The organism is Janthinobacterium sp. 1_2014MBL_MicDiv (assembly GCF_001865675.1).
Taxonomy (GTDB): Bacteria; Pseudomonadota; Gammaproteobacteria; order Burkholderiales; family Burkholderiaceae_D; genus Janthinobacterium.
The window spans coordinates 5,243,841-5,257,792 of record NZ_CP011319.1; the positions used below are offsets into that span (position 1 = coordinate 5,243,841).

Annotated in this window: 14 protein-coding genes; 11 read left to right on the forward strand and 3 right to left on the reverse strand. The window is 64.5% G+C overall.

The annotated features are described in order from the left end of the window. Positions 1-20: 20 nt before the first annotated feature. The 4 genes from ftsY (at position 21) to rpoH (ending at position 4,119) form a co-directional block, all read left to right on the forward strand. Entirely contained in the window at positions 21-1,088 is a 1,068-nt protein-coding gene (gene ftsY, locus YQ44_RS22605; protein WP_071325301.1) for a signal recognition particle-docking protein FtsY, read from the forward strand. A gap of 8 nt (positions 1,089-1,096) precedes the next feature. After that, positions 1,097-1,846, forward strand: a complete 750-nt coding sequence (locus tag YQ44_RS22610) for a cell division ATP-binding protein FtsE (RefSeq protein WP_071325302.1) — start codon at positions 1,097-1,099, stop codon at positions 1,844-1,846. Continuing rightward, complete coding sequence (gene ftsX, locus YQ44_RS22615) at positions 1,843-2,763, forward strand: permease-like cell division protein FtsX (RefSeq protein WP_071325303.1); 921 nt, start codon at positions 1,843-1,845, stop codon at positions 2,761-2,763. The genes YQ44_RS22610 and ftsX overlap by 4 nt, the downstream gene beginning before the upstream one ends. A 462-nt stretch (positions 2,764-3,225) precedes the next feature. Then, on the forward strand, positions 3,226-4,119 hold the full coding sequence (rpoH, locus tag YQ44_RS22620) for an RNA polymerase sigma factor RpoH (RefSeq protein ID WP_071325304.1): 894 nt from the start codon (positions 3,226-3,228) through the stop codon (positions 4,117-4,119). Between the two features lie 90 nt (positions 4,120-4,209). Here rpoH and YQ44_RS22625 read toward each other — a convergent pair whose 3' ends face one another. Next, complete coding sequence (locus YQ44_RS22625) at positions 4,210-4,476, reverse strand: hypothetical protein (RefSeq protein ID WP_071325305.1); 267 nt, start codon at positions 4,474-4,476, stop codon at positions 4,210-4,212. A 178-nt stretch (positions 4,477-4,654) separates the two neighbouring features. Between YQ44_RS22625 and YQ44_RS22630 the strand changes: the two genes are divergently transcribed. Then, a complete protein-coding gene (locus YQ44_RS22630; protein ID WP_071325306.1) occupies positions 4,655-5,107 on the forward strand; it encodes a hypothetical protein in 453 nt (150 codons plus the stop codon). On the opposite strand, the gene YQ44_RS22635 is transcribed toward YQ44_RS22630, so the two are convergent. Further along, a complete protein-coding gene (locus YQ44_RS22635) occupies positions 5,104-5,457 on the reverse strand; it encodes an antibiotic biosynthesis monooxygenase family protein (protein ID WP_071325307.1) in 354 nt (117 codons plus the stop codon). The genes YQ44_RS22630 and YQ44_RS22635 overlap by 4 nt on opposite strands. Next, positions 5,454-6,617, reverse strand: a complete 1,164-nt coding sequence (locus YQ44_RS22640; protein WP_071325308.1) for a cytochrome P450 — start codon at positions 6,615-6,617, stop codon at positions 5,454-5,456. The genes YQ44_RS22635 and YQ44_RS22640 overlap by 4 nt, the downstream gene beginning before the upstream one ends. Before the next feature lie 76 nt (positions 6,618-6,693). Between YQ44_RS22640 and YQ44_RS22645 the strand changes: the two genes are divergently transcribed. The 6 genes from YQ44_RS22645 (at position 6,694) to YQ44_RS22670 (ending at position 13,914) form a co-directional block, all read left to right on the forward strand. Then, the gene (locus tag YQ44_RS22645; RefSeq protein ID WP_071325309.1) at positions 6,694-7,392 is read left to right on the forward strand and encodes an ArsR/SmtB family transcription factor; all 699 of its coding nucleotides are present in this window, start codon (positions 6,694-6,696) and stop codon (positions 7,390-7,392) included. 229 nt (positions 7,393-7,621) lie between these two features. Next, positions 7,622-8,467 (forward strand): DUF3667 domain-containing protein, encoded by an 846-nt coding sequence (locus YQ44_RS22650; protein ID WP_232251322.1) that lies wholly within the window; start codon positions 7,622-7,624, stop codon positions 8,465-8,467. Positions 8,468-8,540: 73 nt separating this feature from the next. Then, a complete protein-coding gene (locus YQ44_RS22655; protein ID WP_071325311.1) occupies positions 8,541-9,272 on the forward strand; it encodes an ABC transporter ATP-binding protein in 732 nt (243 codons plus the stop codon). Continuing rightward, a complete protein-coding gene (locus YQ44_RS22660; RefSeq protein ID WP_071325312.1) occupies positions 9,269-11,593 on the forward strand; it encodes a CPBP family intramembrane glutamic endopeptidase in 2,325 nt (774 codons plus the stop codon). The genes YQ44_RS22655 and YQ44_RS22660 overlap by 4 nt, the downstream gene beginning before the upstream one ends. A gap of 72 nt (positions 11,594-11,665) precedes the next feature. Beyond that, complete coding sequence (locus YQ44_RS22665) at positions 11,666-13,318, forward strand: patatin-like phospholipase family protein (protein ID WP_071325313.1); 1,653 nt, start codon at positions 11,666-11,668, stop codon at positions 13,316-13,318. 323 nt (positions 13,319-13,641) lie between these two features. Next, positions 13,642-13,914: a hypothetical protein gene (locus YQ44_RS22670; RefSeq protein ID WP_083412009.1), complete on the forward strand. Its 273-nt coding sequence runs from the start codon at positions 13,642-13,644 to the stop codon at positions 13,912-13,914. The last annotated feature ends 38 nt before the right edge of the window (positions 13,915-13,952 follow it).

Sequence of the window (13,952 nt, forward strand, 5' to 3'; positions counted from 1 at the left end):
GCACCCGCCACCACACATCCATGTTTAGTTTCTTCAAGAAAAAACCCGCCGCCCCTGAAGCCCTGCCTGTCAGTGTCGAGCCTGCTCCCCCTCCCGCCGCCACTGTCCCGCCGCCTGCCGCCCCTGCCGCTGCGCCCCTGAGCGGCGCGCCGGCCGAGCTCGTGCCCGTGGTCGTGGCTGCCGAACCCGAGAAAAAATCGTGGATGACGCGCCTGAAGGCGGGCCTGTCGAAGACGTCGAATACCCTGTCCGTGCTGTTCGTCGGCGCGAAGATCGACGACGCCCTGTACGAAGAGCTGGAAGCGGCGCTGCTGATGTCCGACGCCGGCATCGACGCCACGGAATTCCTGCTGACGGAACTGAAGAAAAAGGTCAAGGAAGACAAGCTGCTCGACGCCGCCGCCGTCAAGGCCGCGCTGAAAGTGCTGCTGATCGACCTGCTGACACCGCTGGAAAAGCGTTTCGAGCTGGGCCGCCACAAGCCGCTCGTGATGATGATTTCCGGCGTGAATGGCGCCGGCAAGACCACCACCATCGGCAAGCTGGCCAAGCACATGCAGTCGAATAACCAGTCCGTGCTGCTGGCCGCGGGCGACACCTTCCGCGCCGCCGCGCGCGAGCAGCTGATGGTGTGGGGCGAGCGCAACAACGTGACCGTGATTTCGCAGGAATCGGGCGACCCGGCCGCCGTGGCCTACGACTCCGTGCAGTCGGCCAAGGCGCGCGGCATCGACGTGGTGATGGTCGACACGGCGGGACGCCTGCCGACGCAGTTGCACCTGATGGAAGAATTGAAGAAAATCAAGCGCGTGATCGGCAAGGGCATGGAAGGCGCGCCGCATGAAACCCTGCTCGTCATCGACGGCAACACGGGCCAGAACGCCTTGACGCAGGTCAAGGCGTTTGATGACGCCCTGCAGCTGAGCGGCCTGGTGATCACCAAGCTCGATGGCACGGCCAAGGGCGGCGTGCTGGCGGCGATTGCCCGCGTGCGCCCCGTGCCCGTGTATTTCATCGGCATCGGTGAGAAAATTGAAGACTTGCAGCCCTTCGTGGCTGCCGAATTTGTCGAAGCGCTGCTCGGATAAGCCCATACATGATTGAATTTCAGCACGTCTCCAAGCAATACTCCCCCGATGCAGTGGCGCTCAGCGACATTTCGCTGAGCATTGCCAAGGGCGAGCTGGTCTTTCTGGCCGGCCCGTCCGGCGCCGGCAAATCCACCCTGCTGAAAATGATCGCCGCCATGGAACGCCCCACTTCCGGCAAGCTGATCGTCAATGGCCAGGACATGGCGAAGATCAAGCCGGCCGGCGTGCCCTTCCTGCGCCGCAACATGGGCCTGATCTTCCAGCAGCAAAAACTGCTCAACGACCGCTCCATCCTGGCCAATGTCATGCTGCCGCTGCTCGTCGTCGGCGCCCACAAGGCTGCCGCAGAGCAACGCGCGCGCGCCGCGCTCGACAAAGTCGGCCTGCTCGACCGCGCCCTCGCGCGTCCGCTGTCGCTGTCGGGCGGCGAGCAGCAGCGCGTCTCCATCGCGCGCGCCATCGTCAACCGGCCGCAAATCATCCTGGCCGACGAACCGACGGCCAACCTGGACCGCGCCAGCGCCAACAAGGTGCTCGACGCGCTGAAAGCGTTCCATTCCGTGGGCGTGACCTGCCTCATTTCCAGCCATGACGAACAGATGCTCGACGCCGCCGCCCGCGTGATCCACCTGAAAAATGGCCAGCTGGTGGCCATCGACAAGGCCACGCAGGCGCCCGTGTTTGCCCCGCCCGACCCCGACTTTTCGCCCACGCCCGCGCCGGGCGCCGATGACGGCGAAGGAGAACGCGCATGAGAGGCTGGTTCCGTCAACACCGTTTCGCGCTCGGTTCGGCGCTGATTCACTTGCGCAAGTCGCCGGGCGGCTTTTTATTGAACGTGCTCGTCGTCGCCATCGCCCTGTCGCTGCCGTTCGCCGGCTTGACCATGCTCGACAATGTGCGCCCCATGTCGGAACAGATGTCGGTCGACCCGGAAATCAGCGTCTTCCTGAAAATCGACACGCCGCGCGAGCAGGCCGTGGCCCTGGCGGGCGAAATGCGCAAGATCGTGCGCAACCAGAAGGCCAAGATCGTCTTCATTGCGCGCGAACAGGCGCTCGATTCGCTGAAAAACAAGAGCGGCCTGGCCGACGTGCTGAGCACCCTGGGCGACAATCCCCTGCCCGACAGCTATGTGCTGAAGCTCGACGCGTTCAGCAGCGCCAGCGAAGCGCAGGATGTCGATGCCGTGGCGGAACAGTTGCGCCACCTGCCAGGCGTGGAATCGGCGCAAGTCGATTCGGCCTGGGTCAAGCGCCTGGCGGCCCTGCTGGGCGTGCTGCGCCTGGTGCTGCTGCTGCTGGCCATCACCCTGGGCGTGGCCGTCATCGCCGTGGTCTTCAATACCATCCGCCTGCAAGTGATGCAGCAACGCGATGAAATCAGCATCTCAAAGCTGATCGGCGCGACGGACACCTTCATCCACCGCCCCTTCTATTACACGGGCGCCCTGCTGGGCCTGTGCGCGGGCGCCCTCGCCCTGGGTGCCGTGGCGCTGGCCCTGCAGCCGCTGAATACGGCGATTGCCGAATTTGCCCGCCTGTACGCGTCCGAATTCCAGCTGGTGCCGCTGGCGCCGCTGCCGATGGCCGGCTTGCTGGCCCTCAGTGCCGGCCTCGGCCTGATCGGCGCCTTCCTCTGCGTGCAGCGCCACCTGGCGCGCCTGAACTGACCTGCCCTTCCATGGCGGCGCCCCTGGCGTCGCCATGCGTCTCCCCCTCTTGTTTTTTTGCTATTCGCCCCATACTGTGGTCATCTTGATATTTAGCAAGTATTCTTAAGGCTCGCTTCAGCTTGCGGCCGTAGACTATGCATGTGTCGTAAAGGAGTGAGCGCGCAGCGCCGCACCTTGCCCCGCCAGGCGTACTGGCGTGGTGTTTTAGATAATTCATCAAGTATTAAATCGTCATAGCTTTTAGGCTATCAGAGCGATTAAATGTGCTGATTGGCACTCTCAGGCAGAGAGTGCTAATATAGGGACATACCCAAGCAAGACCGCCATGAGCACCAGATGTAGATGGTGCCGCGACAGGCGAAGTGCAAGACCGAATACGTAAAAACAAGACAAGCAGGGCCATGTCGCGTGACGTGGCCAACTGGAACAAAGCAAGACTACGAGGGAGAAAACATGACTATGATGTCCGCAACGTCCGCATTGGTTCCGACCAAAAATAATGCGCTGGGCCTCGGGTTCACTGGCAATCTGGGCAATATCGACGCCTATATCTCGGCCGTGAACCGCCTGCCCATGTTGACCCACGACGAAGAAATTTCGCTGGCGAAACGCCTGCGCGAAAAAAATGACCTGGCCGCCGCGCAAGAGCTGGTGCTGTCGCACCTGCGCCTGGTGGTCTCGATTGCCCGCGGCTACCTGGGCTATGGCTTGCCGCATGCCGACCTGATTCAGGAAGGCAATATCGGCTTGATGAAAGCCGTGAAACGTTTCGATCCGGACCAGGGCGTGCGCCTGGTGTCGTACGCCATGCACTGGGTGAAAGCCGAGATGCATGAGTACATCCTGAAAAACTGGCGCCTGGTCAAGGTCGCGACGACGAAGGCACAGCGCAAGCTGTTCTTCAACCTGCGCAGCCACAAGACGGGCCTGGACGCGATGACGCCGAAGCAGATCGATGCGCTGGCCAAGCTGCTCGACGTGAAGCGCGAAGAAGTGATCGAGATGGAAACGCGTTTGAGCGGCCGCGACATTGCGCTGGAATCGCCGACCGACGATGAAGACGACAAGTTTTCGCCGATCGCCTACCTGTCGTCGGAGCAAAGCGAGCCGACCAAGGTGCTGGAAGCGGAACAGGTGACGCGTTTGCAATCGGAAGGCCTGGAAACGGCCCTGGGCAAGCTGGACGCCCGTTCGCGCCGCATCATCGAAGCGCGCTGGCTGGCCAACGACGACGGTTCCGGCGCCACCCTGCACGCGCTGGCGGAAGAGTTCGGCGTATCGGCCGAGCGCATCCGCCAGATCGAAGTGGCGGCGCTGAAAAAAATGAAGGGCGCCCTGGCCGCCTACGTGTAATAGCAGGGCAAGGCCGCAGTAAAAAGGCGCCGCAAGGCGCCTTTTAGTTTTGTAGTTTGATGTTTATCAACAGATAAACATTGTCAGCAGTTAAGCTGCAGCCAAACCCTTGACCAGGGTTTCGGCGACCAATTCATTCAGATCCGCGCCGCGTTCCTTGGCCAGGGTCTGCAATTGCAACACCAGATCGCTGTTCAGCTTGACGGCGAACGGCACCAGGCCCAGGGCCTGGTCGCGCTTGCGCTGCTCGCGGCGGTCGACGACCACCGCTTCCTTACCGAATGCACCGGCGCCGGGAACATTCATCTTTCCCATCAGTTTCTTGGCATCGCTTTTGGCCAGGTCGGTTTTTTTCATGGTTGTTTCCTGATTTTCAAAACAGCCATTCTACGCAGTAATCGGTGCGCCGCGTGGCCGACGCATCAATTCACCCGCAGCACGCCAAGCGCGCGCCGGGAAAATATCATTTTGTTATTATCATTTTCATCTCTCGCGTGCACGCCATGCCGGGGACGCACTATCTGAAAGGAAAAATATGTCTTACCTTCATCACTCCTGTCGTCGCCTGTTATTCCCCATCTTCATCGCCTGCCTGGCCGTGCTGGCCGGCTGCGGCGCGGCAGGCAGCGCCGGCGACGCGGAAAACACGCCGCGCAGCGTCACCCACGTGCTGTCGCCGGGCGAACAGGTTGCCATCACGGCCACCGATACGCTGAAACTCGAGCGCGTCAACGACAGCCGCTGCCGCAAGGGCGCCGTATGCGTGTGGAAAGGTTACGTCAGCTACAGTTTCAGTTTGCTCAACAGTGCAGGCGCGACGGATGTCGTCCTGTCCGATTCCATGCCGGGCGGCGCCAGTTCCGTCACCGTCAACCACCTGACGTTCACCCTGCTCGACGTCGACCCGGCCACGCCGCCGGCCCTGAATGCGGCCGAGCCCACCTACCGGGTCAAGGTCAAGATCACGCAAGGCGCGTTGCCGCGCTAAACGCTGGCGCCATGGCGCCGCTGGCTGTCGGCTGGCGCCTGTTGCCGCTCAAGCATGCCGTAATCGCGCACCACCGTGGCGATGCGCAAGCGGTAATCGTCAAACACGCCATGCCGCCCGGCCGACTGCGCCACGCGGTGCGCCTCGAGCTGGCGCCACTGCGCCAGCGCCGCCTCGTCGCGGAAAAACGACAGCGACAGCAATTTTCCCGGTTCGCTCAGGCTGCCGAAGCGTTCGATGGAAATGAAGCCATCGACCTTGTCGAGCAAGGGCCGCAGCGCGGCCGCCAGGTCCAGGTATGCCTGGCGGCCTTCGGCACTGGGCCAGACTTCAAAGATCACGGCGATCATGATGCTGCTCCTGCGCTAAAAACAGGGATGCGGGCATTCAGCGACGGCCGGTACGTCCACGCCAGCGGCATGTCTTCCAGCCCATCGGCCCATGCCTGCATGCAAGCGGCGGCGATGGCGTGCGCGATGGACTGGCCCGGACAGGCGTGGCGTCCATGGCCAAAGCCTGGCGTCAGCGCCACCGCTCGCTGCAGCGCGCCAGGCTCCGCCTGCACGCTCGCATCGTGGCAGGCGCTGGCCAGCACGACGATGACCGTCTGGCCGGCGGCCACCCGCACGCCGCCGATGTCCACGTCTTCCGCCGTATAGCGGCGCGTGTTGTGGATCGCGGGATCGTGCCGGCTGACCTCGCCCAGCATGGCCGGCCACAGCTGCGGTGTGGCGCGCAGTTGCCCGTACAGCCCGGGCTGCGTGCGCAAGGCCACGATGGCATTGCCAAGCAGGCCGGCCGTCGCTTCGCAGGTTTGCGACAGCAAGCCCGCCAGGTTGGCCTGCAGGCCGCCCGTGGCATGCCAGCCCAGCGCTTGCGCCTGTGCCACGATGCTGCCCAGCAAACTGCCGGGCAAGGCATCGGCCTCGCGCAGCAAGCAGCCAAAAGCGTGCAGCAAGGCGCCGGCCGCTTCCTGCGCGCCGGCAAGTTCTTCTGCATTGCTCAGCGGCGACAGACAGGCAACGAAATCGCGCGTCCAGGCGGCCAGCGCCGGCCATTGCGCTGGCGCAAAGCCCAGCACATCGGCCATGGCAAACAGCGGCAGTTCGAACAATGCCTCGTTCAGCTGCGCGGCACTGGCGGGCACGCGCTCGCCGCCCATCCGCAATGTCCGCGCCTGCAGGCGCGCCAGCTCCACCTGGCCCAGCGCGCGCGCCAGCACCTGCTTCGGCACGGCATGCCGCTCGCCGTCGTTCATGCGCACCAGTTCCGCAAAGAGCGCGCCGCACGGCGTGCCCGCCAGGTTCAAGGGCACGGCCAGTCCGGGCGGCCGCACGCGGCAAGCCGGATGCTCGAGCACGGCGCACACGCCGGCCGCGCCCGTCGCCAGCCAGCAATCGAGCGACGCCTCGAAACGCAGCGGCGGACCTGCCGCCAGGCGGCGATAGTAGTCATAGGGCGCCGCGTGGGTGACGGCGGCGAGCGGGTGGGCGGGATCGGCGAGGGGCATGCGGCTTCCATTGCAGTGGTGAAAGGAGGCGAGTATGCTGGCTCCTTCACCACAACACTTCGCCGGAGAACGAATCATGGATGACAGCCATCGAGCTCCCACGGCCGACATGGGCCTGGCGCAACTGGCCGGCGCCATCGCCGAGCCGGCCCGCGCGCGCATGCTGTGCAGCCTGCTCGATGGCCATGCGCGCACGGCCACGGAACTGGCCGCGCTGGCCGACGTGGGCGCCTCGACGGCCAGCGCGCATTTGTCGCGCCTGCGCGAGGACGGCTTGCTGAGCATGGTGGCGCAAGGCAAGCACCGCTATTTCCGCCTGGCCAGCGCCGACGTGGGCCAGGCGCTCGAAGCGCTGCTGGTGGTGGCCGGCGTGCCGCGCCAGCCGTTTTCCCCCACCACGCCGGACCGCCTGCGCCACGCGCGCACCTGCTACGACCACATGGCCGGCACGGTGGCCGTCGCCGTGCACGACCAGCTGCATGCGCAAGGCTGGCTGCTGGCCGATGGCGACGATTACCAGCTGTCGGCAGCGGGTGCGGCCGGCATGGCGGCGCTGGGCATCGACGTGCCGCAATTGCAGCGCCAGCGCCGCCGCTTCGCCTGTGCCTGCCTGGACTGGAGCGAACGGCGCGCCCACCTGGGCGGCGCGCTGGGGGCGGCCATCCTGCAGCTGGCCTTGCGCCAGCGCTGGGCCGAACGCGAACTCGACAGCCGCGCCCTGCGCCTCGCGCCCGAAGGCGAGCGTCGCCTGCTGGCCGCATTCGGCGGCCGCTGAACGGCGCCATCAGGCGGCACGCAACAGGGACGCTCCGGCCAACGCCAGAATTTTGTATCTCTGAAGCAACCAAAGAGAAAAAAGATGGCCTTTTATCATTGTTTTCATCCATCATATGCTGCGTACGCGCGCCGCCACGCTGCCGCGCCCTTGCGCGAGCCTGGCTGAGCCAGCCGGCTCCGCCAGCATGATTACCTTTCGGATATAGAAAGAGTCCATCTTGAAAACAGTGTCATCCAGTGCCAGCACCTGCCATAACTGCAATACCGACGCGCCAGGCAATTTCTGCAGCGCCTGCGGCCAGACCACCGCCGTGCACATGCCCAGCGCACGTGAATTCCTGCATGAATTTGTCGCGCACTATGTAGCGCTCGAAGGCAAGCTCTGGCGCACCCTGGCCCTGCTGCTGCTGCGTCCCGGTGCACTGAGCAATGAATACATCGCGGGACGCCGCGTGCGCTACGTCGAGCCGCTGCGCGTGTACCTGACCTTCAGCATCCTGTTCTTTGCCATCCTCAAGTTCGGCAGCGGCGACATGCTCCTCACCGTCCACGACGAACAGGTCCGGGTCAGCGCCCACGGCCCCCACCCGGCCAAGGCAAACGGGCCTGCGCAAATGCAGCTCAGCATCCTGGGCCAGACCCCCACCCTGCCGCACCAGTGGCAAGACTTTGTGCAACTTTCCACGGCCGAGAAACAAAAGCTCGTGGCGGACAGCTTTTTCCATTACGCGCCGTACGCCATGTTTTGCCTGATGCCGCTGTTCGCCCTGTTCCTGAAAATCCTCTACCTGGGCAGCGGGCGGCGCTATGGCGAGCATTTCCTGTTCGCCCTGCATACGAATGCCTTCGCCTTCATCACGATGGCGCTGATGACCCTGATTCCCGTCGACCTGATCCGCCTCGCGCTGGGCGTGTGGCTGCTTGCCTATCTGCCGTGGGCCATGTGGCGTGTGTATGGGGGCGGCAAGCTCGCTACCGTCTGCCGCTGGGCGCTCCTGATGGCCGCCTACAGCCTCGCCATGAGCCTGGCGATCGTGGCCTGCATCGCCACCGGCGTCATGCTGCGCCATTAGGAACGCGTCCGGGTAGAAGCGGCGTCAAATATCAGGCTATCATCCTGCACCTATCTATTTTTCGGGATGCAGGATGATCGCCTTCGAAGGTTTGGCCAAATGCTACGGCAGTTTCGAGGCCGTCAAGCCGCTCACCCTGCAAGTCGGCAAGGGAGAGGTCTTCGGCTTCCTGGGACCGAACGGGGCTGGCAAGACCACCACCATCCGCATGCTGATGGGCATCCTCGTGCCCAGCGGCGGCCGCGTGCTGATCGATGGTCTCGATTGCCACCGCGACGGCGCCGCCGTCAAGCGCAAGGTCGGCTACCTGCCCGACCACCCCATCTTTTATGACTATTTGCGGGGCCGCGAAATCCTGCAATTCGTGGCCGAAATGCATGGCTACCCGCGCGCCGAAGCGGCCGCCCGCGCGGCGCGGCTGCTGACGGAGTTCGGCCTGGACGAAGCGGCCGAGGACTTTGCCGTCAATTACTCGCTGGGCATGAAAAAGAAACTGGGGCTGGCGTGCGCGCTGATCCATGATCCGTCCGTGCTGATCCTCGATGAGCCGATCAACGGCCTCGACCCGCGCGCCGCGCGCGACGTGCAGGAACGGCTGCTGCGCGCCGCCGCGGCCGGCACCACCATCTTTGTTTCCACGCATTTGCTGGACATGGCGCAAAGGCTGTGCAGCCGCGTCGCCATCATCCACCGCGGCGCGCTGGCGGCCACGGGCAGCCTCGACGATATCCGCCAGCAGCTGTCCAGCGCTGGCAGCCTGGAAGACATCTTTTTGCAACTCACCGACGAAGCGGACTCCGCGTGACGCCGCTGCCGCCCCCACGCTGGCGCGCCGTCTGGCTGCTGACCCGCTTGCGCCTGCAGCGCCTGCTCAACATCAGCGGCAAGGGTTTGGCGTGGAAGAAGAGCAGCAAGAGCCGCCCCACCACGCCGGGCAAGAAGCGGGCACGCTGGCTGCCGGGCGCGCTGCTGCTCCTGCCCATGCTGTTCGCTTTCGCCAGCATCGCGCACCACAGCATACTGAACATGCATTGCCTGCTGGACCAGGTGGCGGCCTGCCAGGCACGCGGCAGCCTGCACACGGGCAAGCACCTGCTCGATCCCGTCATCGCCCAGCTGATGGGACAACCGTTCAGCGCGGCGCTGGTCGGCGGCCTGACCCTGCAGTTGGCGCTGCTGTGGCTGGTCAGCGTACTGTTGCCGCTGGGTATGGGGGAGCTGTCGAAACCGGACTGCGACCTGGAATGGCTTATCACCCTGCCCGTCGAAAAAAGCACCGTGCTGTGGGCGCGCGTACTCGAACGCACGGTCGTCAATCCGGCCGGCTTGCTGGCCCTGTGGCCCAGCACCACCATACTCGCCTGGTATTCGGGCCAGGACTGGTTCGCCCCTGTGTCCGGCCTGCTCGCCAGCCTGCTCCTGCTGGCCCTGGCAGCCATGCTGCGCACCCTGGTCGACACGGGCTTGCGCCTGTCGCTGACGCCATCCCAGCTGGGCAACCTGCAGGCGCTGCTGTCGCTGGCCGGCCTGTTTCCCATGTACATGGGCATGTCCTTCGGCATGGGCATGGGCGGCTTCGCCTATGGCTGGGCAGCGGCCATGCCCGCCTGGAGCGGCTGGACGCCGCCGGGCCTGCTGGTGCGCGTGCTCAATGCCGATGGCGTAGCGGCCGCCTTGCTGCCGGCCTCCCTGCTGCTGGCGCAAGCGGCGCTGTTGATGCTGCTCGGCATGGCCATGCTGCGCCGCCAGCTGCGCCACGGCGTCGTGGGCGCGGGCCAGCGCGAGGGCGTGCGCAAGCGCGCGCCGGCGGCGCGGCCGGCACGCCGGCGCTTCCCACGCCTGGGCACGGTGATCCAGCGGCGCGAGCTGACCCTGCTCGGGCGCGACCGCAATTTCCTCGTGCAAACCTTGCTGATGCCGCTGCTGATCCTCGGCGGCCAGGCCCTGTTCACGGGCCAGGCGCGCGACGTGCAGGCGCTGCTGGCCAGCCCCGCCCTGCTGGCTTCCACCGGCTTTTTCCTCGGTAGCTATGTCCTGATGATGTCGGCCTTCCAGACCCTGAACAAGGAAGGCGGCGCACTGTGGCTGCTGTACACGTTTCCCGTGCCCGTCGAGCAGGCGCTGCGGCAAAAGGCCCAGCTGTGGGCCGTGCTGGCCCTGCTGTATCCGCTGGCCCTGTTCGGCGCGGCGCTGGCCTGGCTGCCCGCCTGGGAATGGCAGACGATGGGCCTGATGCTGCTGGCGCTGGCCGGCATTCCCTTGTATGCGATGATCGCCGTGGCGCTGGGCGTGTTTGCCAGCGACCCGCTGGCTACCGAGGCGGCGGCCAAGGTGCGGCCTGCCCATATGTATTTGTATCTGCTGCTGACCAGCCTGTATATCGCCGCGCTGGCCGCCGGCAGCCTGGCGCAGCAGCTGGCGTTCGTCGTGCTCACGGCGGCGCTGTCCGTGGCCCTGTGGCAAAAGGCGCGCGCTGCCGTGCCTTACCTGCTCGACCCCGGCGCCTCGCCGCCGGCCACGGTATCGGCGGCGGACGGCCTGATCGCCGCCATGCTGTTTTTTACCCTGCAGACACTGGCCTTGCTCCTGCTCGAAGGTACGGATGCGATGCCACTGGCGCAGGCCGCCATCGCCTTCGGCGCGGCCGGCACGCTCACGTATGGACTGGCGCGCCTCGTCTACTGGCGCCGCAGGACGACGGGCGTGCCGCGCATCGGACGGGGCCGCCAACCGTGGCGCCGGGGAGGCACAGGCGCCTTGGCCGCCTCCGCCTTCGGTATCGGCTACGCGGCGCTGTTGCCGCCGGCATCATCGCCATTGATGCATCTCAACGAAAACGGAATCTGGCTGCTGGCCGTGGGCGTGCTGGCCGCAGCGCTGTGCGAGGAATTCATCTTCCGCGGCCTGCTGCAGGGCGGCTTGCGCCGTTCGCTGCCGGCCTGGCAGGCGATCGTCATCGCGGCGGCGCTGTCTGCCATCGTGCATCCGCCCGCCGCCATGCTGCCCGTCTTCGTTCTGGGCCTGTGCGCAGGCCATGCCTACGAGCGCAGCGGCGCGCTGCTGGCGCCCATGCTCACGCACGCGCTGTGCAGCGCCGCCATGCTCGGCTACCAGCTGAATAGGTGATCGTTGCCGGGTTTGCTAGAATCGCACACGTTTCCGTCCGTATCCCCAAACCTGACTACGCACAGATCACGCATGAAGCCACGCCTGTTTGCCCTATTCTGCCTCGTTGCGCCGCTGAGCGGCTGCACGGTGCTTGCCCTGCGCCCCAACAGCGGCGTCGAGAACCGCACGTTTACCGTGCAGGAAACCCCGCGCCTGCGCATCGATGCGCCCAAGGCGCGCATCCAGAATCCCCTGCCCAGCGACCATTTCATCGGCATCGCCCTGTCCGGTGGCGGCAGCCGCGCGGCGAACTTCTCGGCCGCCTCGCTGGAGCAGCTGGAACAGTTCGGCCTCGTCAGCGGCGCCTCGGCCATCTCCGGCGTCTCGGGCGGCGCCATCGCGGGCGGCTACTACGCCCTGCATGGCCGGCAGACGGACTGGCCTTTGCTGCGCAGCAAACTGAAAACGGATTTCTTCGGCCAGACCATCCTGAAACCGGCCAACCTGACGACGATGTTGTTGACCAACAAGACCCGTACCTCCTTCCTGTCCGACGTGCTCGATGATGTGCTGTACGACAAGAAAACCTATGAGGACTTGCCGCACGACGGCCCCATCTTCCTGGCCAACGCGACGGACGCCACCGATGGCGGCAAGCGCGTGGTGTTTTCCTATGAATATTTTTACAACACCCTGCACTCGCCGATCAAGGATATCCGCCTGGCCACGGCCGTGGCCACCTCGGCCGCCTTTCCCGGCGTGTTCGACTCCGTCACGTTCGAGCGTTTCCGGCCGAAAAACAGTTTCGTGCCGGAACTCGGTTCCGAATCGCGCGAGTCGCCGTCGTATGTGCATCTGTTCGATGGCGGCGCGGCCGACAACCTGGGCGTGGAAACCCTGTGGGACGTGGCTCTGACCCAGCTGTACGGCAACGACATGGCCTTCGTGCCGCCACGCCTGAACAGCAAGCCCTTCATCCTCATTTCCATCGACGCCAACGCACCCAATTCCAGCGCCGTATTCGAAAAGATGTCGGACGAGCGCCAGCCGCTGGACCGCATCTTCAACAAGAATATCTACGACGCCGTCGACGCCCTGTTTTCGCGCCAGCGCAAGGAAAACCTCGTCAAGATGGGCTTTGGGCAAGCCCGCTTCGATACCATCACGCACGAGAGCTTCGGCGACCTGAGCCAGAAATTCGTGAAAGGCAAGCGCACCTCGGCCTTTGCCATTCCCGTGCTGTGCCGTCCGCACCTGGGCCAGTTCCGCTGCGAAGTCGATGCGGCCGATCCGCTGCCGGGCCAGTTCCGCACGCGGCTCGAAGGCTTTGCCTGGCATATCTCCATCGACCAGATCGCTTCGCTGGCGCTGCGCCTGTCCAGCGGCGATGCGCAAGTCGATCGTGCGCGCAAGGACGAACGCGCCGCCCTCGTCAAGCTGCAGCGCCTGGCCACGCAGACGAAAACCCATCTGAAGCTGACGGGGCCGGAAAATTGCAGCCCGGACGTCTTGCAATCGGCCCTGTACAGCGCGGCGCGCGTGCTGATCCTCGACGACGAGGAATCGCGCTTCGCCCTGTGCGACTACATGCTGGCGAGTCAGCTGATCAATGACGACACCATCTGCAAGCAGCGCTACGTGCACGCCGTGCCCCGCTTCGCCATCGAAAGCGAAGATTTGCAATACCGCAACCTGAGTTCGGATGGCAACTCCGTCAACGTGCCCATCCGCTGCAAGAAATAAGCGGCAATTGCCCGCACCGCACCCAATCAATCGGCATGCAGCAGGAACGTCCCCTGTTGCAGAGGCTCCTTTCGCCCCGTTGTGAGTATTCGATATATTTCACACAAGTTTCTTTGTTATCATGTTTCCCCTTGGAAATATTTCCTTGCTCATTCAACTGAGCGCCGCTCGTCCACGCCATCGGCATGGCGCTGCCAGCGTCTCAGTCCACTTTGGCTTGCACTGCAAGGCCAGGAATTCATGACGGGAAAACAATGATCTTTTGCAGTTGCTGTGGAAAACCACTACACGAATCGGCCCCTACCTGTCCGCACTGTGGCGGGGTGCAGCGCCGGCAGGCGCCGGCGCAAGGCGAAGGCCCGGTCTGGATGGCGATCGTGGCGCTGGTGTCGGGAATAATCTGCGTCCTCGCGCTGTTCAGCGATGAGGCCATGGATGAAGAAACGATGTGGGGACTATTTCTCTTTTCGCTGGCTGGCATGGTCTTCGGCGCCGTCAGCATCAAAAAATACATTGCCGGAAAGAAAATGGCAATTGCCGCCGTGGTGCTTTCATCGATTTCGTTTCTGGCATTGATCGGCATGCTGCAGCCGTAGCCTGCCTCCTCCGGTTGTGAACAGCCATTCCACCATCA

Excerpts from the sequence above, each read along its gene's own strand:
- YQ44_RS22640 (WP_071325308.1), bottom strand. The coding sequence starts at position 6,617 with ATGCCCCTCGCCGATCCCGCCCACCCGCTCGCCGCCGTCACCCACGCG.
- ftsY (WP_071325301.1), top strand. The coding sequence starts at position 21 with ATGTTTAGTTTCTTCAAGAAAAAACCCGCCGCCCCTGAAGCCCTGCCT.
- rpoH (WP_071325304.1), top strand. The coding sequence starts at position 3,226 with ATGATGTCCGCAACGTCCGCATTGGTTCCGACCAAAAATAATGCGCTG.
- YQ44_RS22625 (WP_071325305.1), bottom strand. The coding sequence starts at position 4,476 with ATGAAAAAAACCGACCTGGCCAAAAGCGATGCCAAGAAACTGATGGGA.
- YQ44_RS22610 (WP_071325302.1), top strand. The coding sequence starts at position 1,097 with ATGATTGAATTTCAGCACGTCTCCAAGCAATACTCCCCCGATGCAGTG.
- YQ44_RS22665 (WP_071325313.1), top strand. The coding sequence starts at position 11,666 with ATGAAGCCACGCCTGTTTGCCCTATTCTGCCTCGTTGCGCCGCTGAGC.
- YQ44_RS22655 (WP_071325311.1), top strand. The coding sequence starts at position 8,541 with ATGATCGCCTTCGAAGGTTTGGCCAAATGCTACGGCAGTTTCGAGGCC.
- ftsX (WP_071325303.1), top strand. The coding sequence starts at position 1,843 with ATGAGAGGCTGGTTCCGTCAACACCGTTTCGCGCTCGGTTCGGCGCTG.
- YQ44_RS22645 (WP_071325309.1), top strand. The coding sequence starts at position 6,694 with ATGGATGACAGCCATCGAGCTCCCACGGCCGACATGGGCCTGGCGCAA.
- YQ44_RS22635 (WP_071325307.1), bottom strand. The coding sequence starts at position 5,457 with ATGATCGCCGTGATCTTTGAAGTCTGGCCCAGTGCCGAAGGCCGCCAG.
- YQ44_RS22630 (WP_071325306.1), top strand. The coding sequence starts at position 4,655 with ATGTCTTACCTTCATCACTCCTGTCGTCGCCTGTTATTCCCCATCTTC.